The sequence below is a fragment of the Acidovorax sp. JHL-3 genome (genome assembly GCF_000526295.1).
Classification (GTDB): Bacteria; Pseudomonadota; Gammaproteobacteria; order Burkholderiales; family Burkholderiaceae_C; genus Acidovorax; species Acidovorax defluvii.
Genome location: NZ_JAFU01000001.1, coordinates 1286914 through 1311632, shown reverse-complemented (window position 1 = coordinate 1311632; position 24719 = coordinate 1286914). Strand labels below are relative to the sequence as shown.

Here is a 24719-nt window from a genome sequence, read left to right as displayed (position 1 = left end):
AAGAAATTTTGTCCGTTCAGATCCGGGATCAGACGGGTTCGCCGTTCACCCAGGTTTTCAAAATATTGGCCACGGCCATGGGGTTCTCCTTGGCCAGCAGGCGCGCATCTTCGAGGCGCAGCTGCTCGGGCGTCGCCGGTAGCAGCTCGTCCTTTTTGGTTGGCGCCGGCAAGGCGGGCCGCTCGGGCTGCTCGGCCTCCATGGCATCCACCGTGCCGCCCGCCATCGGGATGGCCCGGGGGCGCTCCGCCCCGCCCTTGAGGGCTGGGCGCACCAGCCCCAGCAAAACCAGCGCGGCAAACAACACGGCTCCCACCGGCCAGGCAAAGCTCTTGGCCAGGTCCAGCACTTCAGGCTGCTTCCACAGCGGCACCTCGGTAACCGGCGTCACATCCACCTGGAACGGTGTGTTCATCAGATTGACGGAATCGCCACGCTCTTTGTTGAACCCGATGGTTTCGCGCACCAGCGCCGTCATCTGCTCCAGCTGTTCGGGCGTCAGCGCCTTGGCCACGGTCTTGCCCTTGTCTTCGGAAGACTGGTAGTTCACCACCACCGCCGCACTCAGGCGCTTGACGGCACCGCTGCCGCCCCGCGTCACGCGCACGGTTTTGTCCACTTCGTAATTGATCGTTGACTCGCGCTTGCCCCCCGCACCCAGTGCGCCCTGTGGCTGGCCGTTGGCAGCGGCCAGCGGCGGATTGGCACCGTTGATGGGTGCGGCAGACGGTGCGGGCGGCTGGTTAGAGGCGGCGCCGGGCACGCCGGTGGGCTGCGCGCCACCCTGGGGACCATTGCTTTCCACCACCTGCTGGCTGCGGATCGCGCTGGCATCCGGGGCCAGATTGGGGCGGTGCTGCTCAGAGGTGGATTCGGTCTGGCTGAAATCCACCTCGGCAGACACCTGCGCCTTCACATTGTTGCGCCCCACCACGGGCTCCAGGATGTCCATGATGCGGCGCGTGTATTGCTGCTCCAGCTGCTGCACATACAACAGCTGCTGCGCATCCACGGCGCTGCCCGAGGCGGTGTCGGGTGACTGCGACAGCAGCTTGCCCGTATCGTCCAGCACGCTCACGGCCGAGGGCGCCAGCTCGGGCACGCTCGACGCCACCAGATGCACGATGCCCGCCAGTTGCGCCCGGTCCAGAATGCGGCCGGGGTGCAGGCTCACCAGCACCGAGGCCGAAGGCTTTTGCTGCTCGCGAAAAAAACCATTCTGGTTGGGCAGCGCCAGGTGCACGCGGGCCCCCTGCACCGACGACAGTGCCTGGATCGAGCGGGTGAGCTCACCCTCCAGCCCGCGCTGAAAATTCAGCCGCTCCTGGAACTGCGTCATGCCGAACTTGCTCGACTCCATCAGTTCAAACCCCGCCACCGAGCCCTTGGGCAGCCCCTGGGTGGCCAGGCGCAGGCGCACGTCGTGCACGCGGTCGGCCGGAATCAAAATGGCGCCACCGCCATCAGCGTGCTTGTAAGGCACATTCATTTGCGACAACTGGGCCACGATGGCACCACCGTCCTTGTCATTGAGGTTGGCAAACAGCACCCGGTAGTCGGGCTGGCGACCCAGCACAATGGCCGCAATGGCCACCGCCACCAGCAGCGCAGCCCCCACGCCCAGCCGCATGCGCTGCGCCCGGTCGAGCGCCGACAGCCGCTGCAGCCAGCCAGAGCTTGCGGGGGAAGTGACGGGGATTTCAGCAACTGCAGACATTTCGCTTTCCAGTATGGCAGGGCCGGTGGGCGGTCCTTGCGTTGGGTCGATTATTCGGGCGCATCACCCGGACGTTCGCTGGATAAGCCGCGCATTTGACCATCAATTCCCCCGGATGGCCGGCGCCCCAGGGCCTAGTATTGCGCCATCCCCCCATCCCCCACCACACCCGCCATGGACCTCCGCATATCAAGCTCTACCACCCCCCTCTCGGGTGCCGGCCTGGCGCGCCGTGCCGCTGCGCCGCAAGACGCAGGCAATGAAGTGGGGTTTTCGGGGGCGCTCAAAGGCGCACTCAAATCGGTCAGTGCCGCCCAGAACCACGCCACCGGCCTGCAGCAAGAAGTGCAGATGGAGAACCCATCCGTCAGCCTGGAGCAGACCATGGTGGCCATCCAGAAAGCGCAAATCGGCTTTCAGGCCACGCTGCATGTGCGCAACCGCATGGTGCAGGCCTACACCGACATCATGAACATGCAGGTCTGAGGGGCTGCAAGCCGAGCCGCTTCACCCAGCAGTTCACCCGGCAAGTTCCGTCACCTGCCATGGTTGCCATGCAACCACTCCGTTTTTCATAGCTATCAGCGCTTGCCTGATAAGCGCTACAGTCGAATTTTGATCAAAAAAAAGCCACCCTGATCCAGAGTGGCTTTTTTCGTGCCCCGGGAATACATTGCGGCCTTCGCACGAGAGAACTATTATTTTGATAGCTTCTTGCGCTTACCACACAAGGGCTAGAGGCATATTTCGCTTAAAAACCAACCCCAGCACCCGGTCGCACCTCAATGCACCATCTGCGGCTGGCCTTCGAACATGTGTTCTACCTGCGCCAGCCAAGGCTCGGCCAGGCAGCGAATCTGGGCATCGTTGCGCAAGATGCGCTGCATGATGCGTGTCTTTTCGCGCTTGTGCTCGGGCAGCAGCTCATGCTCTTGCGCCTTGAAGCGCAATTGCTCGATCAGCACAGCGCAAGTGCCTTCGTAGCGCACCACACCGTCCCAGTCCTTACTTTGGGCGGCTTGCAGCATCTTGGCGCTGCTGTCTTCGATGGCTTTGTAGTAGTCAATCAGCATGTGTGACATGGTTCAGGCTCCCGCGCCCTGGGCGGCTGCGCCGTTGTTGGTACCGATTTCGCTCCAGCTTTGCGCCACGGGGGCAATCAGGCTCACCACCTCTTCCACCAGCGCAAGGTCGTTGCGCATGTTGGCCAGGGTAAGGCGGCTAACACAGTAGTCGTACAACGCGGCCAGGTTGCTGGCAATTTCGCCGCCCTGCGCGGGGTTGAGGCCGCCCTTGAGGCCCTCTTCCAGAATGCGCACGGCCTTGCCGATCTGGCGGCCTTTTTCGGCAATATCGCCGCGCTGCAAAGCGCCGCGCGCGGCGTTAAGCGACTGGATGAGGCCATCAAACAGCATCTTGATCAGCGTGTGCGGCGAAGCGCCATCCACGCCGGACTGAACGCCCACTTGCCGATAGGCCGAGGCTGCGCGAGAACTGACGGGGGTGTACATCAACGGCTCCTTCATGTGCTACTTGTTGTTATTGATATCGGCAATTGCTGGGAAAACTCAAGCAAATTTCATAGCACATCAGAAACATGAGAAGCGGCCTATTCCGCCCTTCGAAAACTAAAATTGATAGCTGCTGGCGCTTGCTCAGCAAGGGCCAGAGCCCTAAAACATCCCAATCAACTCTTGGTATTGTTCCACTGGGTGACTTGCTGATTCACATAGCTGCTCAATGCGGTCAGCTTGCCCATGCTGGCGTCGAGCCGGCTGTATTGCGCCTCGATCCGCGCCTTGGTTCTGCTGATGCGGTCAGACACACGCTCCTGCTCCTTGGTGTTGCGGTCAGACTCTGACTTCAGCGCACTGCTGCGCGTGCTCAGCGTGCCGCTCGAGTTCAGCAAACCCGCCGCAAAATCCTTGAGCCGCAAAGCCAAGCCATCAGAGCCATTGGTGCCGCCATCGGCCATGAAAAAGGTGCGCACATCGTCCGGCTTCGCCAGCGCTGCATCCAGCTTGGTGGTATCCACCTTGAGCGAGCCGTCTTTCTGAAACTCCACACCCAGGTCAGACAGGCGCCCCACAGCCGTGCCCGCCGGCCCGCTGCCGCCCACCATGCGCCGCAATGCGGCCTGCAAACCCAAGGCGGTGGAATCGCCCTGCAGCGTTCCACCCGTTTTGGTGGCGGCGTCGTACTTGGTCATCTCGGCCAGCGCATTGCTCATGGCGTTGTACGAGGCTACAAAATTGTTGATGCTGGTCTTGGCCGCCGCGGTGTCGCGCTTGATGCTCACCTCCACCGGCCCGGTGTCGGTGGTCACCTTGGACACCGTCAGCTTCACCCCCGCAATGGCTTCAATCGTGTTGTTTTGCGACGACACCGCCACGCCATTGATGGTGGCCTTGGTGTTCAAGGCCGACTGGGTGAGCGCCAGCCCGCCCGTTGCAGTGGCCGGGTCGAAGGCCAGCCGCCCCAGGCCCGTGCCATTGGTAATGGCCACACCCTCGGTGGCGGGAGCCACCGGCTCGGCCAGCGCCTGCACCCGAAACGCCGAAGCCTCGCCCGTAGCGCTGGAGCGCATCAGCAAGCGCTCGCCCGCGTCATCCTTCAGCACCGTTGCAGTCACCCCGGCGCCAGCGGCGTTAATTTTGTCGGCTATCTGGCTGAGGGTGTCGGTAGCGCTCACCGCCACATTCACGGCGGCGCCACTGCCCTTGGTAAACGTGGCCGGGCCGCTGGTGCTCCACGCGCCCAGTTCAATGCGCAGCGTGCCCGCACCCACAGGGCTGCCCGCAGGCGCCAAAGGGGCAGACCCCGCCATTTGCGCGCGCGCCATTTGACTCACTTCCACGCTGAACGCCGTTACCGCTGCCGCCGTGGTGGCGGTGCCTGAAATGGCGGCGTTGCTGGAGCTGACCGACATAGCATCCCAGTTGCTGGCCGTGGCCAGCTTGGAAGCCATGTCTTGCAAATTGGCCATTTGCGACTGCAACTGCCCATAGGCCGACAGCTTGGCGGTAATGGAAGATGCCTTGACCTGCAGCTGCGACAGCGGCTTTTGCTCCAGCGCCACCAGCTGCGAAACAATGCTTTTGACATCCAGGCCACTGCCAATGCCTGCAGAAGAAATTGCCATATAAACCTCCAGTTTCGGTGGCATGGATTGTGAACCCATTCACCCCAAGCCACACCTGCGGCGCGATGCGCAACCGGCCCGGCCCAAACAATTTGGACCCTGTCTATAAGGGTTATCGGCCAGTTGGGCGCCCAACTTGAGGCCCACCGAGATCGCCCGGCAAAGCGCGCCACGCGCGCCAGCCGGTTTACTGCAACAGCTTCAGCACGTTTTGCGGCAATTGGTTGGCCTGCGCCACCATGGCAGTTCCAGCTTGCTGCAGGATTTGCGAGCGGCTCAGGTTGGCGGTCTCTTGGGCGAAGTCCGCATCCATGATGCGGCTGCGCGAGGCAGAGAGGTTTTCGCTGTTCACGGCCAGGTTCGACACCACCGCCTCAAACCGGTTCTGTATGGCTCCCAGGTCAGCACGGGCCGAGTTCACGGCCTTCAGCGCGGCGTCCATAGCCAAGATGGTGTCGTCCGCGCCTTCGGCTGTCGCCACCGAAACCGTGGAAAACCCAATCTGCGCAGTCCCGGCGACGATGGGAGTTGTTCCAGCGGTCAGACCTGTGCCCACGGTCGGTGCCGTTCCCCCGACCAAGATAGGGCCATCAGACTTCATCACCAGCGTGCCGTTCACATTCGAGGCCTTGACGGCACCGTCAGGAAACGCATTGTTGATGGCCGTCACCAATTGTGCTGCCCTGTCCGCATCGGTGTAGGCGGCGTTAACCACGATGTTTTGGCCGTTCACGGTCAACGCACCGGCAGCAATGGCGGGATAATTGGTTCCTGCAGTGACATCCACGTCGGTCACAGGGCCGCCAGCGACTGACAAAGCATAGGTATTGACGGACGCATTGTTCAGCGTAACGACATCAGCCAAAACTGATGCAGACAATCCAGCAATACCAGACCCATCAACTGCCAACTTGATTTTGGCGGCGATGGCATCATTCGCATCAGCATCGGTACGTCCAACGAGCGCAGGAATACCCGTAACCTGCAGCTCTACGCCGCCAATGTTGATTTGAAAATCGGGAACCGCAGCTGCGCCCGTCCCGGCAGGCACGGCAGCAGTGAATGTGCCGGAACCCGCGATGGGCGTGCCGCCCATCGCGCCGCTATAAACTGAAGCGGGCTTGTCCACACTGCTCCACTCGCCTAACTGACTAACTCGAGAGTTCTGGATGCTGTCAATGTTGATCAGCTGACCTTGATTTGCCCCCACCTGAAAAGCCTTCGAGGTGAACGAACCATCGAGCAGGTTGGTGCCGTTGAAGGAGGTATCTCGGGCGACACGGTCCACCTCGCTCTTGAGCTGCGCCACTTCCTTTTGCAGGGCTGCACGGTCTTCGCTGGAGTTGGTGGCATTGCGCGACTGCACGGCCAATTCGCGAATGCGCTGCAGGTTGTTGCCAATGGTGCCCAACGCGCCTTCGGCCGTCTGCGCCAGCGAAATGCCGTCGTTGGCGTTGCGCCCTGCCTGGTTAAGACCGCGAATCTGCGTGGTCATGCGCTCGGAGATCGCCAAGCCAGCGGCGTCGTCCTTAGCGCTGTTGATGCGCAGGCCCGACGACAGGCGCTGCATGGACGTGGACAGCGAGTTTTGCGACACGCTCAGATTGCGCTGTGCGGTAAGTGACTGGATATTGGTGTTGATGACAGATGCCATGGCGATAGCTCCTTGGGTTTCAGCCCGTAAACCGGCACTGCGGTGGCCGTTTGCAATGCCAGCAACTGCGCTGGCTTCGGTTCCGGCGCCATGGGCTGGCCCACGTTTTCCGGATGAGCAATTGTTGAGGCGCAGGCCTAGTGGCATTACCCCGATAAAGGGCAGAAATCCGGAGCTTTTTGGCGCCACGCACCGATGGCGCAACACAAGCAGGCGAAAAAAAACCGGGTGCAAACCCGGTTTTTGAAGAAGGCCCCGAAACCCGGGGCCGAAACTGCGCTTAGCTCAACGCAGCAGGGCCAGCACGCCTTGTGGCAACTGATTGGCTTGGGCCACCATGGCCGTGCCTGCCTGCTGCAGAATCTGCGAGCGGCTGAGGTTGGCCGTTTCCGAAGCAAAGTCGGCGTCCAGGATACGGCTGCGCGATGCGGCCAGGTTTTCGCTGTTCACACCCAGATTCGACACCACCGATTCAAAACGGTTCTGGATGGCACCCAGGTCAGCACGGGCCGAGTTCACAGCCTTCAGCGCGGCGTCCATGGCCAAGATGGTGTCGTCTGCGCCTTCTGCTGTCGCAACCGAAATTCCCTCAAAGCCCACCTGAGCCGTACCCTTGACTGTGGTGGTCGTACCTGCGGCCAAGCCCGTACCCGTAGCTGGGGCTGCATTCACCACAATGTCCGCTGAAGACTTCAGCACCAGCGTGCCATTCACATTTGAGGCCTTCACGGAGTTATCCGCGAACGCTGTGTTGATGGCTGAAACCAGTTGGTTGGCACGGTCTGCGTCCGTGTAGGCAGCACCCACCTGGATATCCTTGCCGTTGATCTGCAAAGTGCTGCCCGTCAATGCTGCATGCTTAGTACCAGCAGTAACGTCCGTATCTGTAACAGCTGCACCTGCCACCGACAAGGCGTAGGTATTGGTCGAGGCGTTAGCCAACGTGACGCCGGTTGCCGTGGCCGTTGCCGTCAGGCCCGCAATGCCCGCGCCGTCAATAGCCGTTTTAATGTTCGTTGCAAGAGCTGCCTGAGCCTGTGCCACCGTACGCGTGGCCCCACCATCAGCAGCGAGGCCCGCGACGTCCAACTCCACACCGCCCACGCTGATTTTGAAAGCCGCAAATTCGGCTTGTGCTGCTGCGTCGTTAGCAGGCGCTGTCACCGCGAAATTACCTGCCCCTGGCGTAGCCGTTCCACCCATCGATGCGCCATAGACCGAAGCAGGCTTGTCTACGCTGGTCCACTCGCCCAACTTGTCGATCTGGGAATTCTGGATATTGTCAATACTGATCAGCTGGCCTTGGTTAGCCCCCACCTGAAAAGCCTTCGAGGTGAACGAGCCATCGAGCAGGTTGGTGCCGTTAAAGGAGGTTTCCTTGGCCACGCGGTTCACTTCGCTCGTGAGTTGAGCCACTTCCTTTTGCAGTGCAGCACGGTCTTCGCTGGAGTTGGTGGCGTTGCGCGACTGTACGGCCAACTCGCGAATGCGCTGCAGGTTGTTGCCGATGGTGCCCAGCGCGCCTTCTGCTGTTTGCGCCAACGACACGCCGTCGTTTGCGTTGCGAGCTGCTTGGTTCAGTCCGCGAATCTGCGTGCTCATGCGCTCAGAGATGGCCAAGCCAGCAGCGTCGTCCTTGGCGCTGTTGATGCGCAGGCCCGACGACAGACGCTGCATGGACGTGGACAGCTGGCTTTGCGAAGTGCTCAGGTTGCGCTGTGCGGTGAGCGACTGAACGTTGGTGTTGATATTGGCTGCCATGGTGATAGCTCCTTGTGTAACTAAAGCCCGAACGAGCGGTATTGCTTTCGGTGTCTCAAATGCCAGCACACGCTGGCTGCCCAACCCGTTGGCGCTCCACCTGTGTGCTGGGGTTTGCCTTCGGGGACAGGGCTTTTGTTCCCTGTTGCTTTGGTTATCGGACCCATGTGCAACAAACTTTAGGGCTGGCGTAACTTTTTGTGTATCGATAGCGGCACACGTCTTTTCGTTTGGTCGTCAGTCAGGATATTTTTGCTATTTTTTTTATAGCTGTCAGCGCTTGTCAATAATGGGCTTTAGGTATATTTCGCTTGTACTTCTCTACGGCGTTGGTGTTGGGTTGGTTTCAATGCATGGACGGCGCAGGCTTTCACACGCAGCACGAGCGCAGAGCGCCGCTTGACACGAGCGACAGGCGGGCTCATTGCGCGAAGCGGGTGGTGATCCGAGGCAAGTGACAGAGGTGAGGGTTCACTGCGAGCAGCGGCGGTAGGCTGCGCCGGTGAAATGCGCTGCTTGAACAAGGGCCAGTGAGCAGCCATGGCGGACGCTCAGCACAGCGGTGCGCAGTGCGGCCAGTGGCCAAAATACACCAGCAGCGCAATCTGGCAGCCCAAGCGGGTCTTGTTTGCACCAATGAAGTGGCAAGACTCTGCCAAAATCGACGCATGTTTGTCATCATCGGTTACATCGTCTGCTTCGGCTGTATCTTCGGCGTGTATGTGCTGCACGGTGGAAATATTGCCGTGATCCTGAAGGCCCTGCCCTTCGAGATCGTCACCATTCTGGGCGGTGCGCTCGGGGCCTTTGTGGTCAACAACCAGCCCAAGGTGCTCAAGGCCACGGCAGCGGCCATTCCCATGGCGCTCAAGGGCTCCAAGTACACCAAGGCGCGCTACATGGAGCTGATGGCGATGCTCTATGACATCTTGCAAAAGGCCCGCAAAGAGGGATTGATGGCCATTGAAAAGGATGTCGAGGCGCCCCACGAATCCGAGATTTTCAAAAAGTACCCCACGGTGGGCAGCGATCACCATGTGATTGAGTTCATGACCGATTACCTGCGCATGATGGTGTCGGGCAACCTCAATTCGCACGAGATCGAGGCGCTGATGGACAGCGAAATCGACACCCACCACCAAGAGGCACACGCCCCCGTGGCCGCGCTGGCACGGCTGGCGGGCGCGCTGCCAGCCTTCGGCATCATTGCCGCCGTGCTGGGGGTGGTGAACACCATGGGATCGGTGGGTCAGCCGCCTTCGGTGCTGGGCGGCATGATCGGCTCGGCCTTGGTGGGCACATTTTTGGGCATTTTGCTGGCCTACGGGGTAGTGGAGCCCTTGGGCGGCCTGGTAGAGCAAAAGACCGAAGACGCTGCCAAAGAGTTGCTGTGCATCAAATCCACCCTGCTGGCCAGCATGCAGGGCTACAACCCGGCCACGGCCATTGAGTTTGGCCGCAAGGTGCTGTTTTCAGGCGACCGCCCCAGCTTCACCGAGCTGGAAGGGCATGTAAAGGGCAAGAAGTAAGCGCACGCCGCGCCAGAGCACAACGCCATGGCAGAAAAAAAACTCCAGCCCATCATCATCAAGCGCATCAAGAAGAGCGGTCACGCCGTGCATGGTGGGGCGTGGAAGATTGCCTATGCCGACTTCGTGACGGCCATGATGGCCTTCTTTTTGTTGATGTGGCTGCTGGGCTCCACCGCCAAAGGTGAACTGCAGGGCATTGCGGCTTATTTCAGCTCGCCCCTCAAGGTGGCCATGACGGGCGGCGATGGTGCGGGCAACAGTTCGAGCGTGATTCCTGGCGGTGGCAATGATTTGACCAAGGTGCATGGGCAGGTGCGGCGCTCCGACAGCGAGACGGAAAAAGAACGCCGCATGAGCATTGACACGGCCCGGGCAGAGCGGGCCAGGCAGGACGCAGCGCGCATCAAGGCCTTGCAGTCCAAGATAGACGCCATGATCACGGAAAACCCGCGACTGAACGAATACAAGTCGCAAATCCGCATCGATGTGACGCCAGACGGCCTGCAAATCCAGATTGTGGACAACCAGAATCGCCCCATGTTTGACAGCGGCAGCGCCCTCGTCAAGCCCTACATGCGCGACATTCTTCGCGAAATTGGCGCAGCGCTGGGGGGTGTAGAAAACCGCATCAGCCTGGCTGGCCACACCGACTCCGCGCCCTATGGCAACAGCGACCGGGGTTACAGCAACTGGGAATTGTCGGCAGACCGCGCCAATGCCTCGCGACGCGAGCTGGTTTCTGCAGGCATGCCAGACGCTAAACTTGGCCGGGTTGTAGGCTTGGCCGCCAGCGACTTGCTGGAACCCGACAACCCGCGTGCCCCTGCAAACCGGCGCATCACGATCACTGTGTTGACGCGTGAAGCCGAAGAAAGACTCATGGGCAAGGGCATTCCTACCGTGACTTCCACCGAGTTGATGGAAGAAAAGACGGAAAATCCCAATACCGGCAGGTAAAAGTTACGACTTGTCACAAAACCTGCGCTCTATGACAATACCCCCAGCTAATTCCGACCGAAAGGGTCCCAAGTGAGCACAGCCCTTCGTTTTTTGATCGTTGATGATTTTTCCACCATGCGGCGCATTGTTCGCAATCTGCTCAAAGAAAGCGGATTTGCCGATGCCGATGAGGCCGAGGACGGCGTGGCCGCACTCAACAAGTTGCGCAACAGCAAGTTCGACTTCGTAGTAACCGACATCAACATGCCGAACATGAACGGCTTTCAGTTGCTGGCGGAAATCAAGAAGGACGACAAGCTCAGGCACCTGCCCGTTTTGATGGTGACGGCAGAAGCACGCAAGGAAGACATCGTGGCCGCAGCCCAAGGTGGCGCAGCGGGCTACATCGTCAAACCTTTCACCAAGGCAACCCTCGAGGAGAAGGTCACCCTGATTCTCAAGAAGATGGGGTTATGACGCCATGGTGCCAACCGAGATTTCGTTGGCGGATTCCGCCGACGTTCACCACAAGATCGGGCAACTGACACGCCAGTTGCACGATTCGCTGAATGAGTTGGGTTATGCCGACAAGCTGCGCGGCTCCATGGGCGAATTGCCCGATGCGCAAAGCCGACTGTCCTACATTGCCCGCCTCACAGGAGAAGCCGCCGAGAAAGTGCTCAACCGTGTGGAGCAGGCCAAGGCGCAGCACGATTTCATTGCGCAGGAGACCCGCCGAGTCGTCACCTCGCTGGTGAAAGACCCTGTGGCGGCCGTAGCCAAGGGTGAGATCATGAACTTTCTCACTGATGTGGAGCGCGTCACCAAGGAAGCCGACTCGCACCTGACCGAGATCATGATGGCGCAGGACTTTCACGATCTCACGGGCCAGGTGATTGCCCGCGTGGTGAACCTGGCTGCCACGATTGAGGAGCAACTGGTGCAGCTGCTCATTCAAACCGCGCCACCCAGCGTGCAGTCTGCGCCCATTGAGGTTCCGCGCGAGCACTTGGCGGGGCCGGTGGTAGACCCCGAGCGCACGCCCGACGTGGTGACCAACCAGTCGCAGGTGGACGACCTGCTGGCAAGCCTGGGTTTCTGATCCACGCCACCCGATAAGCAGGCCCAGCGGGCCTCTTATCGGGCTTTAGATTTCCAGGTCGCTCACGACAATGGCATGACACCAGCCGTCATGCCACCATGGAATCCAGCCAAGAAAAAAGCCTCCCCGCGACCGAGCGAAAGCTCCAGAAGACGCGCGAAGACGGCCAGGGCGCCCGCTCACGCGATCTCTCGCACCTGGCCATTTTGGGCGCAGGGGCGGGTTGCCTGATGGTGTGGACCCCCGAGTTGATGGAGCACATGCAGCGCGCCATGGGGCAACAGTTGAGTTTTGATGCCGCCACCGTGATGGCCACCGGCAGCATGCTCACCCGCCTTCAGGACATGGTGCTGGTGGGCATGGTGGCTAGCCTTGTTTTTGCCGTGTTGACTGGTGGCGCCGCGCTGCTCAGCGCCATTGGTGCGGGTGGCTGGATCTTCAGCGCCAAGCCCATCACACCGCAGTTCAGCCGGCTCAATCCGATCTCTGGCGCAGCCAACCTGTTCTCCAAGCAGCAGATGGCCAATGTGGCCAAGATGGTGCTGATGACCGCCATTCTTTCGTTTGTGGCGTGGAACTTCATGGGCAACAGCATCGACCGCATAGCCAGGCTGGTGTTGCAGCCCTCGCCCCTGGCCCTTCGCGATGTGGCGCAGTGGCTGATATCTGGCACCAGCCTGCTGCTGCTGGTGGTGTTTCTGGCGGCGGTGATTGATGTGCCGCTGCAGGCATATTTCTTCAAGTCGCGGCTGAAGATGTCGCACGAAGAAGTCAAGCAGGAGCACAAGGAGTCGGACGGCAACCCTCATACCAAGGGCCGCATTCGGCAACGCCAGCGCGAGATGGCAGACCGCGCCAGCGTGGGCGCCGTACCCAAGGCAGATTTTGTGGTGATGAACCCCACGCACTATGCCGTCGCCCTCAAATACGACGAACAAACCATGAGCGCCCCGCAGGTGATTGCCCGTGGTACCGACTTGATCGCCCTGAAGATCCGCGATCTGGCGGGCACCCACGGCGTGCCCGTGCTGCAGTCGCCCATGCTGGCGCGTGCCCTGTATGCCCACGCCGAGCTTGACCAGGCCATCCCCGCCACGCTGTACACGGCGGTGGCCCAGGTGCTGGCCTATGTGTATCGCCTCAAGGCTGCGCTGCGTGGCGAGGGCAAGATGCCCGACGCGCTGGTGCAACCCCATGTCCCCCCTGAGCTTGACCCGCTGAACCGGGTTGCTCCGCAAGGCACTGCCGTATGAACACCTCTGTAAAGTCTCTTCAGCAATGGGCGGGCAGCAACGCAGGCGCTCTTCAGGGGCTGTCTGCCCCCTTGCTGGTGGTTGCCATCCTGGCGCTCATGGTGCTGCCCATCCCGCCGTGGATGCTGGATGCGTTTTTTACGCTCAATATTGCCGTGGCGCTGATGGTGATGATGGTGGCGGCCTACATGCTGCGGCCGCTGGATTTTGCAGCCTTCCCCTCGGTGTTGCTGTTGACCACCCTCATGCGCCTGTCGCTGAACGTGGCCTCCACCCGCGTGGTGCTGCTCGAAGGCCACACCGGCCCCGGTGCGGCCGGTGCCGTGATCGAGGCGTTTGGTCACTTCCTGATTGGCGGCAATTTTGCCGTGGGCCTGATCGTGTTCGCCATTCTGGTGGTGATCAACTTCGTGGTGGTGACCAAGGGCGCCGAGCGCATTGCCGAGGTGTCTGCACGCTTCACGCTGGATGCCATGCCCGGCAAACAGATGGCGGTGGATGCGGACCTGAATGCCGGCCTGATTGACGAAAAAGAAGCCAAACGCCGCCGCGCCGAAGTGGCAGAAGAAGCCAACTTTTTCGGCTCGATGGACGGCGCCTCCAAGTTTGTTCGCGGCGATGCCGTGGCCGGCATTCTGATTTTGCTGATCAACATCGTGGGTGGCTTTGCCATTGGCGTGTTGCAGCACGATCTTTCGGCCAAGCAGGCTGCCGACAGCTACATTTTGCTGGCCATTGGTGATGCGCTGGTCGCACAGATTCCTGGCCTGCTGATCTCGGTGGCGGCCGCCATGGTGATCTCGCGGGTGGGCAAGGACCACGACATGGGCCGCCAGATCGTGGAGCAGCTGTTCATGTCGCCCCGCGTGCTGGGGGTGACCGCTGGCATTCTGTTGCTGCTGGGGCTGATTCCCGGCATGCCGCACATCGTGTTCCTGACCATGGGCGGGCTGCTGGGCTACGGCGCCTGGATCCTGCACGAGCGCCAGAAGGTGCCCCCAGCCGTCGAGGCCCCGCCCGCGCCGGTCAGCGATGGCGAAGCCACCTGGGACGACCTGCAGCCCGTGGACCTGCTGGGGCTGGAGCTGGGCTACCGGCTGATCACGCTGGTGGACAAAAGCCGCCAGGGCGACCTGCTTACCCGCATCAAGGGCGTGCGCCGCAAGTTTGCCCAGGAGGTGGGCTTTTTGCCGCCCGCCGTGCATGTGCGCGACAACCTGGAGCTCAAACCCAGCGGCTACCGCATCACGCTGCGCGGCGTGGTGGTGGGTGAAGGCGAGGCGTTCCCCGGCATGTTTTTGGCCATCAACCCCGGCGGCATCACCACGCCGCTGATCGGCACCCCCACCACCGATCCCGCTTTCGGGCTGCCAGCGCACTGGATCGACGAACGCCAGAAGGAAGCGGCACAAATGGCGGGTTTTACCGTGGTTGATTCCGAAACCGTGATGGCCACCCATTTGTCACACTTGATGCAAGTTCAAGCAGCCAAGCTCCTCAGCCGCACGGAAACCCAGCAGCTGGTGGAGCATGTGGCCAAGCTGGCCCCCAAACTCATCGAAGAAGTGGTCCCGAAAATGGTTTCTATCGCAACGTTCCAGAAGGTTCTCCAGCTGCTGCTGGAGGAGTCTGTGCACATTCGCGACATCCGCACCATCATCGAGACGCTGGCCGAGCATGCCGTCGGCATCTCGGACCCTGCAGAGCTGGCACGGCGGGTGCGCATTGCGTTGTCGCCCGCCATCGTGCAGCAAATCTACGGCCCGACGCGTGAACTCAACGTCATCGCCATTGAGCCCGGGCTGGAGCGCCTGCTGGTGCAGGCCCTGGGCAATGCCGCCGGCCCCGCACTCGACCCCGGCGTCGCAGACATCCTGACGCAAAAAGCAGCCGAGGTGGCACTCAAGCAGGAAGAGCTGGGCTTGCCCGCCTGCCTGCTGGTACCCGATCAGATTCGCACCGCCATATCCCGGCTGGTGCGTCGCGTAGCGCCTCGCCTGCAGGTGCTTGCGCACAGTGAAATTCCCGAGACCCACACCATCCGTATTGGGCCCATCCTCAAAGGTGCATCCGCATGAACATCAAACGCTTTCACGCTCCCACGTCACGGGAGGCCCTGGCCAAAGCGCGCATGGCGTTTGGCGACGGCACGCTCATCCTGTCCAATCGCCCAACGGCCACTGGCGTTGAGGTGGTGGCCACGGCCGAAGACACACTGTCGGCCCTGGACAGCGGCAGCGCGTCTGTGGGTACACAGGCCCTTTTGACGCCCGCACCGCAACGGGCGGCACGCACGGCGCAAAGCAATCCGGCTCCGGCTGGGCGAAACCCGGTGGAGGAAGACACGGAACAGCTGGCCATGAGCACGCTGTCCTTTCAGGACTATGTGCGTGAACGCATGTTGCGCCGCCGGCACGAGGCACTGAACGGCCCTGCCGACACCCCCACGCTTACTGATCGCAGCCGCGACCCCACCTCCGACCGCGAGCGCATGCCTGCCCCGCAGGTGGCCCGCCACAACCCGTTGCGCCCCGCACCCGTGGCCCGGCCCACAGAGCCTGCCCCCCGTCGCCGCCCCGAGCCTCAGGCTGCCGCCCCCGCATCGTCGGCGGGCCAGCAAAGCCTGATGAACGAACTGCACTCCATGAAGGAGCTGATCGAAGACCGGTTCAACACCCTGTCATGGCTGGGCCAGGCGCGGCAAAACCCGATCCAGTCCAATCTGATGCTCAAGATGATCCGCGCCGGCTACTCTCCGGCACTGGCGCGAGCCATTCTGGAGCGCATGCCCGAAGAGATGTCGGCAGCTGAATCGGTGCGCTGGCTCATGGAGGTGCTGGAGCGCAACCTCAAGACCGACATGCACGCGCCCCCGTTGTATGAAGAAGGCGGCATTTTTGCGCTGGTGGGCTCCACCGGCGTGGGCAAGACGACCACCACCGCCAAGCTTGCGGCCCATTGCGCACGCATCCACGGCCCTGGCAGCGTAGGCCTGATCACGCTGGACACCTATCGCGTGGGCGCCCATGAGCAACTGCGCACCTATGGGCGCATGCTGGGCATCGTGGCCCACCTGGCCCACGACCGCGCAGCGCTGCAAGATTTGCTCGGGCTGCTCAGCGGCAAGAAGATGGTGCTGATCGACACCACGGGCGTAGCGCCGCGCGATCCGCGCAAGCGCGACATGCTGGACGTGCTGGACCTGCCCAACGTCAACCGCCTGCTGGTTCTGAACGCCGGATGCCACGGCGACACGCTCGACGATGTGCTCACCGCCTTCAAGACCAGCGGCTCGCAGCAAGCCATCCTTTCGAAGGTGGACGAGGCCGTCAAGCTGGGCCCCGCCATGGATGCACTGATCCGCCACCAGATGGTGCTGCGCGGCATCACCAATGGCCAGCGCGTCCCTGAAGACTGGGAAACCGCCGATGCGCACAAACTCATCAGCACGTCGATGCGCGCGCCCACCAAGTCGGCGTTTGACCCCAAGGCAACCGATCTGGACTTCTTCTTCTCCCACTCGACCGACCCCATGACCGAACGGGAGTTTGTGGATGCTTGACACCAGTTTTCACCAGGGCGCCGGCCTGCACAGCTTCACGCCACAGTCCGAATTGCGCGTGCTGGCCGTAGCCAGCCAGGAACAGGCAGAAAGCGGCCTGGAGATGGAAACCCTCTGGCAGCTGTGCGCCAGCCTGCAGCGACTGGGTTACCCGGTGGTGGTACTGGATGGCACTGCCTATGAGACCGAGGCATCCCCCGGCCTCCACCACCTGCTCAGACAAGCCCCCTGGAACGAAGGCGCCAGCCTGGAGGCGGATGGAAACGTATCGTCCCTGGCCGTCCTGCCGGCTGCCAAGGGGTTATCGGAACTGGTGCGCATCGCACACGCAACCTATGCACCTCCCCTGCAGGGGCTTCTGCCTTATTTTCGAGCCTACGGGCTGCTGGTACTTCACGCACCGGCCAGTGTGCTGGGCCCGTTGCTCACGCACACGGCCACAACGCCCCTGGTCGTGATGCCAAAGGGTGCCGCAGGCGTGCTCACCAGCTACAAACACCTCAAGCAGATCGCACAGCACTCGGGTTTGCCATGCACCGTGGCTGCGGTACTGCAGGGCAACGGAGCGCCGGAACGCAGCAAAGCACAGGGTGCACTGCGCACCTTGCAGCAATGCGCAGACCGTCACCTGGGTGGGCGCATGCACGCCACAACGCTGTCTGTTGACAATGGCCAGGATATTCAGCGCCTGGCCTTGCAACTGCTGGAAAACGCGGGCACCATCGGCGGATCGCTGTCTGCAATGCCCACCCACAACCTGACCGGACTGCCTTCGCATGGTGTTCGGAGCCACTGATCTGATGTATACCGCCAAAGGCCAGCTCGACCGTGATGCGCTGATCCGCCAGCACGTACCGCTGGTTCGACGGATTGCCCACCACATGATTGCCAAGCTGCCCCCCAATGTGGAGGTGGACGACCTGATCCAGGTGGGAATGATGGGTCTGGCAGAAGCACTGTCCCGCTACGAAGCCACGCAAGGTGTTCAGTTCGAAACCTTTGCCACCCAGCGCATCCGCGGAGCCATGCTGGATGAGTTGCGCGAGGGCGACTGGATGTCCCGAAGCTCCCGCAAGAGCCAGAAAGACATCGAACACGCCGTGCGTCGGCTGGAACAAAAGCTGGGGCGCAGCCCCCTGGAGTCAGAAATTGCCGCAGACATGGGCATGACCCTTCCCGAATACCAAAGCCTGCTCGGCAAGGTACGGGGCACCCAGCTGGTGTACCTGGAAGACATGACCCACGGCAACGAAGACGACGATGGTTTTCTGGACCGCCACGTTGCCGACAGCGATGCCGACCCCGTCGAACTACTGCGCGACCACCGGCTCCGCACCTCTTTGGTTCAGGCCATTCAGAGCCTGCCCGAACGGGAGCAGCACATCATGGGCATGTATTACGAACATGACATGAATCTGAAGGAAATTGCAGCTGTGCTGGGCGTCACGGAATCACGGGTGTGCCAGTTGCACAGCCAGTCGATTGCCCGGCTTCGCGCAAAAATGCGCAGCCACTGAGCCGGGTGGTTTGTTTGGGTGGGTGGTGCTTCACCGAGCACCGGGTGCGCACACCACTGCGCACCTGCGTAAATTTTCAGCTCGCAGACCGGTAGATGCGGGCCACACTGCCGGCATTGCGCCCGCCCATGGCGCTTCCATATGTGGCGGCAGCATCTGCGGGGGGTAGCAAACCTGCGGCTTGCCGGTCGGTAATGGCCGCCAGGCGGGCCAGGCTCTCACGCTGAACCGCGAGCAAAGCGCCGACGGCCTGCAGGCGCTTTTGCAGGCCAGCAGGCGCAACACCTTCCCGGGAAATCTGTTCCATGACTTGTGACAGCTGTGCTGCTGCGTTGCGCAGCTGGGTGCTACCCGTTTCGAGCGCCTGTGGATCTGCAGCCAAAAGCGCAGCAGAAATGCCCTGCAGTTGGTGTTCTACGGTGGTGAGCGCGTCTTCCAGTTGCATGGTGCCTGTGTGCGGGTGAAGACGTTATGGGGAAACGGGTTACCCGCGTGAGCGGGTGAGTATTTCCTGGGCGTTCGACAACATCTTGTCGGCAATGGCCCCGGCATCCACGGTGAACGTGCCTTGATCGATGGCTGCTCGCACTGCCTTGACCCGACCGGCGTCGAAATCTCCGGCCGTTCGCGCCGTCTGGGCAAGGGTTCGGGCACTCATGGACACCGTAACGGGCACACCAGCGGCCGACGCCGAGCTTGCGCCTTTTGTTGCTTCTTCCGCTGCTGCAGGGGTTTTTGTCTGTTTGGACAGCCCTGTTTGCGCGAGTGCTCCCGGGAGTTCCGGTTTTTGACCAATCTTCATCGCTCTCTCCACCACCCCGTTCGATGTGGGGCACAGTAGCAATGTTTTCGACCTATCCGGGCCAGACTTTAGCCATTTCTGGCCAGTGGTGCATCAAAGAGATGCAGCTATTGTCCCATCTTCATTGACAATGCCCGATATCAATCGACCATTACTCATGCGGATGCGAACAGTCTGCCCCACGGTTCCGTTCGACATTGCCTGGCCCGACGATGTTACTGAATAGCCGGGGCCCTGAGCCACCACACGAACCTGTGCACCCGCGCGGAAAACACTGGGTGCCCGCACCATGGACTGCCGCACCGCCTGCCCCGCCATCAACTGGCGGGATGCCACCTGCCCCACCCATTGCTCGGGGTTGGCGATGACAGGCGCCACTTCGGCTGCCCAATCCACCTCGGATTCGCTGGCATCCGCCGCCGTCAACACGGTTCCGGTGGTGACATTGTTGTTCAACACCCAGGCCGGGCCAAAAGCCTTGATGGTCACCGGCAGAAAAACGTTCCAGGCCGTGGCACCCTCCACGCAGCGAAGCCCCAGGCGCGTGCGTCCCCACAGGCGGGAGCCGGCTGGCAAGTAGGGCTCTACGCGTGCGCAAGGCGCCAGGCGCAACCGGCTATCGAGCGTGCCCACGCTGACTTCCATGCGCAAGGGCAAACCACCAGACGGGCTGCTCGCCAGCGCATTGTCCAGCCAGCGCTGCGTCAGCGGCCCCAGATCAGCGGCGGGGTCCGTCACAGCCTGTGCCAGCAACGGACCGCCGTACATTGCAGACCCCAAACCCGCCAGCACCAGCGTCGCACGCAAAGCGGTACGCCGCAACAGCGGCAGGAACACCCGCAGCAAGTGGGGAGAGGGATTAAGGGGCAGCACGGCAATCTCCTGGGCGGATGGGCTGCCAGCCACCGGGCAGACCATTTCACCGCTGCAACTATAGGCAGACCTTGGCGGGATGAACCCGAAAACTGCGCAGCAATGTCCGCTTTCTTCGCGCTTTAGAAAAATCCGGCGATTTCCATAATCAAGCCACGCCGGAAACCCTCTCCAGGGCCCGGCGCCACTGCAACCCAGAGTGTGAGGCACACATGCTTGACAAGATGACCAACCGGCTGGACTTTCACGGCAACGCACTTTTGCTGCGTGCCGAGCGCCAGCGCGCCATCGCCAGCAACATTGCCAATGCCGACACGCCCGGGTACGTGGCCCGCGACTTCAACTTTGCCCAGGCCATGCGTGACGCCACTGGCTCTTCCGCAGGCAACAGCGCAGCCCGCCTGGCCAGCGGTGGCGCAGGGGCTTCCGGCACCACCGACGCGCGCCACATTCCGCTGCCCGCCTCAGGCGCTGGTGCCGGATCACAAAGCACGCTGGGGTACGCCATGCAAACCCAGCCCAGCCTGGACAACAACACCGTGGACCTCGACCGGGAACGCGCCAACTTCGTGGACAACGCCGTGCGTTACGAGGCCACGCTGCGCTTCCTCAACGGGCAATCCAAAACCATGCTCAGCGCCATTCAGGGCCAATAAGCCAGGCCGCGCAGACAACGGGAAATCACCATGTCCATGTTCTCCATCTTCAGTGTGTCAGGCAGCGCCATCAGCGCCCAGTCCCAGCGCCTCAACGTCGTGGCCAGCAACCTGGCCAACGTGGATGCCGTGGCCGGGCCGGACGGCCAGGCGTACAAGGCCCGCCAGGTGGTTTTTCAGACGGCCCCCATGGGCGCCGACAGCTCCGCCGGTGTGCGCGTGAGCGCCATCAACGAAAACAACACGCCAGGGCGGCGCATCCACGACCCGGGGCACCCTTCCGCCGATGCAGAGGGCTACGTGACCCATTCCAACGTCAACGCCGTGGACGAGATGGTCAACATGATTTCCGCATCGCGCTCCTATCAGAACAACGTCGAGGTCATGAACACGGCCAAAACGTTGCTGCTCAAGACCCTGCAAATGGGCCAGTAATTTCAGGACAAGCCACCATGATCAACAGCGCAACCTCCGCCACTTCGGGCTCTACGGCCGTGAGCACCACGGCAACCAGGGCCGACACCACGACCGATGCCTCGGCGGGACAGGACCGGTTCCTGAAGCTTCTGGTGGCACAGCTCAACAACCAGGATCCGATGAATCCGCTGGACAACGCGCAGATGACCTCGCAGATCGCGCAGATCAACACGGTGACCGGAATCCAGCAGCTCAATGACACCGTCAAGGGGCTGGTCAGCCAGTTTGCTGCACAGCAAATGCTGCAGGGCAGCGCCATGGTGGGGCATCAGGTGCTGGCAGAGGGCAACACCCTGTCCGTGGACACCGAGAGTGGCCAGGCTACCGGCGCCTTCGACCTCGCCGGATCGGCCGCCAGTGTGAAGGTCCAGGTGCTCGACGCCGCTGGCAAAGAGGTGGGGACCGTCGACATGGGCAGCCTCCCGGCAGGCCGCTACAACTTTGCATGGGATACCGCTGGCTACCAGGGCGACAGCGCACTGCGCTTCAAAGTGCTGGCCGCCAATGGCGACACCAGCGTGGGATCCACCGCACTGATGATCGACAAGGTCACCGCCGTCAGCATGGACAACGGCAGCCTGCAGCTGCAGCTTTCGCGCGGCGGCATGACCACCCAGGCAGGCATCAAGGCCATTCTGTAATTTCAAGAATCACCAGGAGTACACACCATGGCTTTCCAACACGGCCTCTCGGGACTGAACGCCTCCAGCAAGAACCTGGACGTCATTGGTCACAACATCGCCAATGCCAACACCACGGGTTTCAAGTCGTCGCGCGCCGAGTTCGCGGACCTGGTGGCATCGTCCATGGGAGCGGGCGGTGGCGCCAACTATGGCATCGGCGTCGAAGTGGCGGCGGTGGCCCAGCAGTTCTCGCAGGGCAACGTCACCGTGACGGGCAACAACCTGGATGTGGCCATCAACGGCAACGGCTTTTTCAAGGTGCAGCAGGCCGATGGCTCGGCCGCATACACCCGCGCCGGCAACTTCAAGCTCGACAAGACGGGCGACCTGGTGACCAACGGCGGTGCCCAGGTGATGGGATTCAAGGTGGACCCCGCCACAGGCCTCAGCACTTCCGAGGCACAGCCACTGAGCTTCCCGACGGGCGCCCCCATTCAGGCCAAGCAGACATCCACCATCACCGCCAACTTCAACCTGGATGCACGGGCTCAGAATGCCGTAGGCAAGGCCGCAGTCGCTGCGAACCCGACAGCAACGCCGCCCATCGCAGCGCAGGCAGCAGTACCTCCCACCCCAGCATCAACTTACGGCACATCAATCAATGTGTACGACAGCCAAGGGGTAGCAACCCCGGTAAGTTTGTATTTTTTGAAGAATGGCCCCAATACTTGGGAGGTTTACACAGACCTCGCTGTGGCTGAAGCCGATCTGGCCACTGCTGCCGCTGCAGGTGCAGGAACACCCTTGGCCCCGACTGATTCCAAAGGTCAACTCGTATTTGACGCAAGCGGGAAACTGATAAGCGGCAGCCCAATCCCGGGCTTGGAAATCCTTGCCCAAAACCCCAACACTCCCTCCCCAGAGTTCATCAACGGCGCGACTGGTGTGACGCTGGACCTGTCCGGCGCCACTCAGTTCGGCAGCAAATTCGCCGTCGCCGACCTCACGCAAAACGGCTACGCCTCCGGCGACCTCACGAGCATCAACATCTCCAACGACGGCATGGTGATGGCCAGCTACTCCAATGGCGTGACCCGTGCCGAGGCGCAGGTGGCGCTGGCCAACTTCCGCAACCCGCAGGGCCTGCTGGCCGTGGGCGGCAACAACTGGGTGGAGTCGTTCGACTCCGGCCCGGCCGTCATGGGCAAGCCCGGCGACGGCAACTTTGGCGCCCTGCGCTCGGGGGCGCTGGAAGACTCGAACGTCGATCTGACCGCCGAGCTGGTCAACATGATGACCGCCCAGCGCGCCTACCAGGCCAACGCCCAGACCATCAAGACGCAAGACCAGGTGATGTCGACCCTGGTGAACCTGAGATGAAGCAACACCCCCCTGTGGCGCTGCGCGCCTTCCCCCCGCTCTCGCAACGCTGCGCGCTGCGGGCGAGGGGACGCAGCCAGCGCGGCGGGGCGGCCCTTGCGCGGCTGCCCTGGCCCTGGGCGCGCCAGTTTCTGGCGCCGCGGGCACAGTGCGACTCGGTGAAACACTGAAAGGAAAGCAGGACCATGGACCGCATCATCTACACCTCCATGACGGGCGCCAACGCCGCCGCGCACCGGCAGGCGGTGCTGGCCAACAACCTGGCGAACGCATCCACCACCGGGTTCCGTGCCGAAATGTCCACCTTCCGCTCGGTGCCACTGCAGGGCGAGGGGTCTACCACGCGCGTCTTCGCGCTGGAGGCCACGTCTGGCCACGTCACGGCGTCCGGCCCCGCACAAACCACGGGGCGCAACCTGGATGCCATGGCCAAGGGCAATGCCTGGTTCGCCGTGCAAGGGCTCGATGGCACCGAGACCTACACCCGCGCAGGCCATTTCCAGGTCTCCCAGGGCGGGCAACTGGTCACCCCCACCGGACTGCCGGTGCTGTCGGATGGCGGTGCGCCCATCGATATTCCGCCCAACGCCACCATTTCCCTGGGTGCGGATGGCACGGTCACGGCCAAGACGGGCAACGAGCCACCGGTTCCCGTGGCCCGCCTCAAACTTGCCACGGCCACCGCCGACAACCCGGTGCGACGGGGCGACGACGGCCTGTTCCGTGCAACCAACGGTGACGCCCTGCCGGCCGACCCCAACGCGCAAATGCTGGCCGGTGCGCTGGAGGGCTCCAACGTGAACGCGGTCGAATGCATGGTGGGCATGATTGCCGCGTCCCGCCAGTTCGAGCAGCAGATGAAGCTGCTGCAAACCGCCGAGAGTGATGACAAGGCCGCAGGCCAGCTACTGAGCCTCAACGGCTGAAGAAAAGGACAACCGCCATGATGAATTCACTGTGGATCGCCAAGACCGGCATGACCGCCCAGCAAACCCAGCTGGACGTGATCTCGCACAACCTCGCCAACGTCTCCACCACCGGCTTCAAGCGCAACCGTGCGGAGTTTCAGGATCTGATCTATCAGAACCTGCGCCAGGTTGGCGCCCAGACCACCGAGGAAAACCAGCTTCCAACGGGCCTGCATCTGGGCCTGGGCGTGAACGTGGTGGCAACCAGCCGCAATTTCACGCAGGGCGGCCTGCAACAGTCGGGCAACAACCTTGATGTGGCCATCAATGGCGACGGATTCTTCGAGATCACGTTGCCCGATGGCACCACCGGCTACACACGTGACGGCTCGTTCCAGCTCGACGCTCAGGGCCGCATAGTCACCTCCGGCGGCCTGCCGGTGGCCCCCGGCATCACCGTGCCCGCGGGCACGAAAAGCATCAGCATCAGCGAAAACGGTGAAGTGAGTGCCATCGTGGCGGGCTCCGTCGCACCGCAGCCACTGGGCTCGCTGTCGATGTCCAGCTTCGTCAACTCTGCCGGCCTGCAGCCGATGGGCCAGAACATGTTCAAGGAGTCGGCTGCGTCCGGCGCTCCCCAGCAGGGCACGCCCGGCACCAACGGCCTGGGCATCGTGCGCCAGGGCTTTCTGGAGACTTCCAACGTCAACGTGGTGGAAGAACTGGTCAACATGATCCAGACCCAGCGCGCCTACGAGATGAACTCCAAGGCCATCCAGACTTCGGACCAGATGCTGGCCAAACTGTCGCAAATGTGAGGA

25 protein-coding genes are annotated in these 24719 nt (G+C 62.1%); 16 read left to right on the top strand and 9 right to left on the bottom strand.

Features of this window, described 5'->3' with window-relative positions; translation table 11 throughout:
* Positions 1 to 28: 28 nt before the first annotated feature.
* Positions 29 to 1717, bottom strand: a complete 1689-nt coding sequence (fliF, locus tag K226_RS0106155; RefSeq protein WP_024813976.1) for a flagellar basal-body MS-ring/collar protein FliF — start codon at positions 1715 to 1717, stop codon at positions 29 to 31.
* A 174-nt stretch (positions 1718 to 1891) separates the two neighbouring features.
* On the opposite strand from fliF, the gene fliE reads away from it, so the two are divergent.
* Positions 1892 to 2203 carry a flagellar hook-basal body complex protein FliE gene (fliE, locus tag K226_RS0106150; protein WP_024813975.1) on the top strand — a complete coding sequence of 104 codons (312 nt, stop codon included), beginning with the start codon at positions 1892 to 1894 and terminating at the stop codon, positions 2201 to 2203.
* 296 nt (positions 2204 to 2499) lie between these two features.
* On the opposite strand, the gene K226_RS0106145 is transcribed toward fliE, so the two are convergent.
* The 5 genes from K226_RS0106145 to K226_RS0106125 form a co-directional block, all read right to left on the bottom strand.
* Positions 2500 to 2799, bottom strand: coding sequence for a flagellar protein FliT (locus tag K226_RS0106145; RefSeq protein WP_024813974.1), 300 nt, complete (start codon positions 2797 to 2799; stop codon positions 2500 to 2502).
* 3 nt (positions 2800 to 2802) lie between these two features.
* Complete coding sequence (gene fliS / locus K226_RS0106140) at positions 2803 to 3228, bottom strand: flagellar export chaperone FliS (protein WP_024813973.1); 426 nt, start codon at positions 3226 to 3228, stop codon at positions 2803 to 2805.
* 176 nt (positions 3229 to 3404) lie between these two features.
* A complete protein-coding gene (gene fliD, locus K226_RS0106135) occupies positions 3405 to 4859 on the bottom strand; it encodes a flagellar filament capping protein FliD (protein ID WP_024813972.1) in 1455 nt (484 codons plus the stop codon).
* Positions 4860 to 5046: 187 nt separating this feature from the next.
* Positions 5047 to 6513: a flagellin gene (locus tag K226_RS0106130; RefSeq protein ID WP_024813971.1), complete on the bottom strand. Its 1467-nt coding sequence runs from the start codon at positions 6511 to 6513 to the stop codon at positions 5047 to 5049.
* 285 nt (positions 6514 to 6798) lie between these two features.
* Complete coding sequence (locus tag K226_RS0106125; protein ID WP_024813970.1) at positions 6799 to 8274, bottom strand: flagellin; 1476 nt, start codon at positions 8272 to 8274, stop codon at positions 6799 to 6801.
* 668 nt (positions 8275 to 8942) lie between these two features.
* Between K226_RS0106125 and motA the strand changes: the two genes are divergently transcribed.
* The 9 genes from motA to K226_RS0106075 all read left to right on the top strand — a co-directional run bounded on the left by motA (position 8943) and on the right by K226_RS0106075 (position 18179).
* Complete coding sequence (motA, locus tag K226_RS0106115; protein WP_024813969.1) at positions 8943 to 9803, top strand: flagellar motor stator protein MotA; 861 nt, start codon at positions 8943 to 8945, stop codon at positions 9801 to 9803.
* A 27-nt stretch (positions 9804 to 9830) separates the two neighbouring features.
* Positions 9831 to 10763 (top strand): flagellar motor protein MotB, encoded by a 933-nt coding sequence (gene motB, locus K226_RS0106110; protein ID WP_024813968.1) that lies wholly within the window; start codon positions 9831 to 9833, stop codon positions 10761 to 10763.
* 72 nt (positions 10764 to 10835) lie between these two features.
* Positions 10836 to 11222, top strand: a complete 387-nt coding sequence (gene cheY, locus K226_RS0106105; protein WP_024813967.1) for a chemotaxis response regulator CheY — start codon at positions 10836 to 10838, stop codon at positions 11220 to 11222.
* Between the two features lie 4 nt (positions 11223 to 11226).
* Positions 11227 to 11847, top strand: coding sequence for a protein phosphatase CheZ (locus K226_RS0106100; protein WP_024813966.1), 621 nt, complete (start codon positions 11227 to 11229; stop codon positions 11845 to 11847).
* Between the two features lie 98 nt (positions 11848 to 11945).
* Positions 11946 to 13100 carry a flagellar biosynthesis protein FlhB gene (locus tag K226_RS0106095; protein WP_024813965.1) on the top strand — a complete coding sequence of 385 codons (1155 nt, stop codon included), beginning with the start codon at positions 11946 to 11948 and terminating at the stop codon, positions 13098 to 13100.
* Positions 13097 to 15178: a flagellar biosynthesis protein FlhA gene (gene flhA / locus K226_RS0106090; protein WP_024813964.1), complete on the top strand. Its 2082-nt coding sequence runs from the start codon at positions 13097 to 13099 to the stop codon at positions 15176 to 15178. Before K226_RS0106095 ends, flhA begins: the two co-directional genes overlap by 4 nt.
* Complete coding sequence (gene flhF, locus K226_RS0106085) at positions 15175 to 16662, top strand: flagellar biosynthesis protein FlhF (RefSeq protein WP_024813963.1); 1488 nt, start codon at positions 15175 to 15177, stop codon at positions 16660 to 16662. The genes flhA and flhF overlap by 4 nt, the downstream gene beginning before the upstream one ends.
* The gene (locus K226_RS0106080) at positions 16655 to 17458 is read left to right on the top strand and encodes a hypothetical protein (RefSeq protein ID WP_024813962.1); all 804 of its coding nucleotides are present in this window, start codon (positions 16655 to 16657) and stop codon (positions 17456 to 17458) included. Before flhF ends, K226_RS0106080 begins: the two co-directional genes overlap by 8 nt.
* Positions 17459 to 17462: 4 nt before the next feature.
* Positions 17463 to 18179 carry an RNA polymerase sigma factor FliA gene (locus K226_RS0106075; RefSeq protein ID WP_024813961.1) on the top strand — a complete coding sequence of 239 codons (717 nt, stop codon included), beginning with the start codon at positions 17463 to 17465 and terminating at the stop codon, positions 18177 to 18179.
* 76 nt (positions 18180 to 18255) lie between these two features.
* Here K226_RS0106075 and K226_RS0106070 read toward each other — a convergent pair whose 3' ends face one another.
* The 3 genes from K226_RS0106070 to flgA form a co-directional block, all read right to left on the bottom strand.
* A complete protein-coding gene (locus K226_RS0106070; protein ID WP_024813960.1) occupies positions 18256 to 18624 on the bottom strand; it encodes a hypothetical protein in 369 nt (122 codons plus the stop codon).
* A 39-nt stretch (positions 18625 to 18663) separates the two neighbouring features.
* Positions 18664 to 18981, bottom strand: a complete 318-nt coding sequence (gene flgM / locus K226_RS0106065; protein WP_024813959.1) for a flagellar biosynthesis anti-sigma factor FlgM — start codon at positions 18979 to 18981, stop codon at positions 18664 to 18666.
* A gap of 93 nt (positions 18982 to 19074) precedes the next feature.
* Positions 19075 to 19749, bottom strand: a complete 675-nt coding sequence (flgA, locus tag K226_RS0106060) for a flagellar basal body P-ring formation chaperone FlgA (RefSeq protein ID WP_081739404.1) — start codon at positions 19747 to 19749, stop codon at positions 19075 to 19077.
* Between the two features lie 317 nt (positions 19750 to 20066).
* Here flgA and flgB point away from each other — a divergent pair, with 317 nt between their 5' ends.
* The 6 genes from flgB to flgG all read left to right on the top strand — a co-directional run bounded on the left by flgB (position 20067) and on the right by flgG (position 24716).
* The gene (gene flgB / locus K226_RS0106055) at positions 20067 to 20510 is read left to right on the top strand and encodes a flagellar basal body rod protein FlgB (protein WP_024813957.1); all 444 of its coding nucleotides are present in this window, start codon (positions 20067 to 20069) and stop codon (positions 20508 to 20510) included.
* Positions 20511 to 20540: 30 nt separating this feature from the next.
* Positions 20541 to 20945, top strand: a complete 405-nt coding sequence (gene flgC, locus K226_RS0106050; RefSeq protein WP_024813956.1) for a flagellar basal body rod protein FlgC — start codon at positions 20541 to 20543, stop codon at positions 20943 to 20945.
* Positions 20946 to 20962: 17 nt separating this feature from the next.
* On the top strand, positions 20963 to 21628 hold the full coding sequence (locus K226_RS0106045; protein ID WP_024813955.1) for a flagellar hook assembly protein FlgD: 666 nt from the start codon (positions 20963 to 20965) through the stop codon (positions 21626 to 21628).
* Between the two features lie 27 nt (positions 21629 to 21655).
* Positions 21656 to 22990, top strand: a complete 1335-nt coding sequence (gene flgE, locus K226_RS0106040) for a flagellar hook protein FlgE (protein WP_024813954.1) — start codon at positions 21656 to 21658, stop codon at positions 22988 to 22990.
* A gap of 185 nt (positions 22991 to 23175) precedes the next feature.
* On the top strand, positions 23176 to 23916 hold the full coding sequence (flgF, locus tag K226_RS0106035) for a flagellar basal-body rod protein FlgF (RefSeq protein WP_024813953.1): 741 nt from the start codon (positions 23176 to 23178) through the stop codon (positions 23914 to 23916).
* A 17-nt stretch (positions 23917 to 23933) separates the two neighbouring features.
* Positions 23934 to 24716 (top strand): flagellar basal-body rod protein FlgG, encoded by a 783-nt coding sequence (flgG, locus tag K226_RS0106030; RefSeq protein WP_024813952.1) that lies wholly within the window; start codon positions 23934 to 23936, stop codon positions 24714 to 24716.
* The last annotated feature ends 3 nt before the right edge of the window (positions 24717 to 24719 follow it).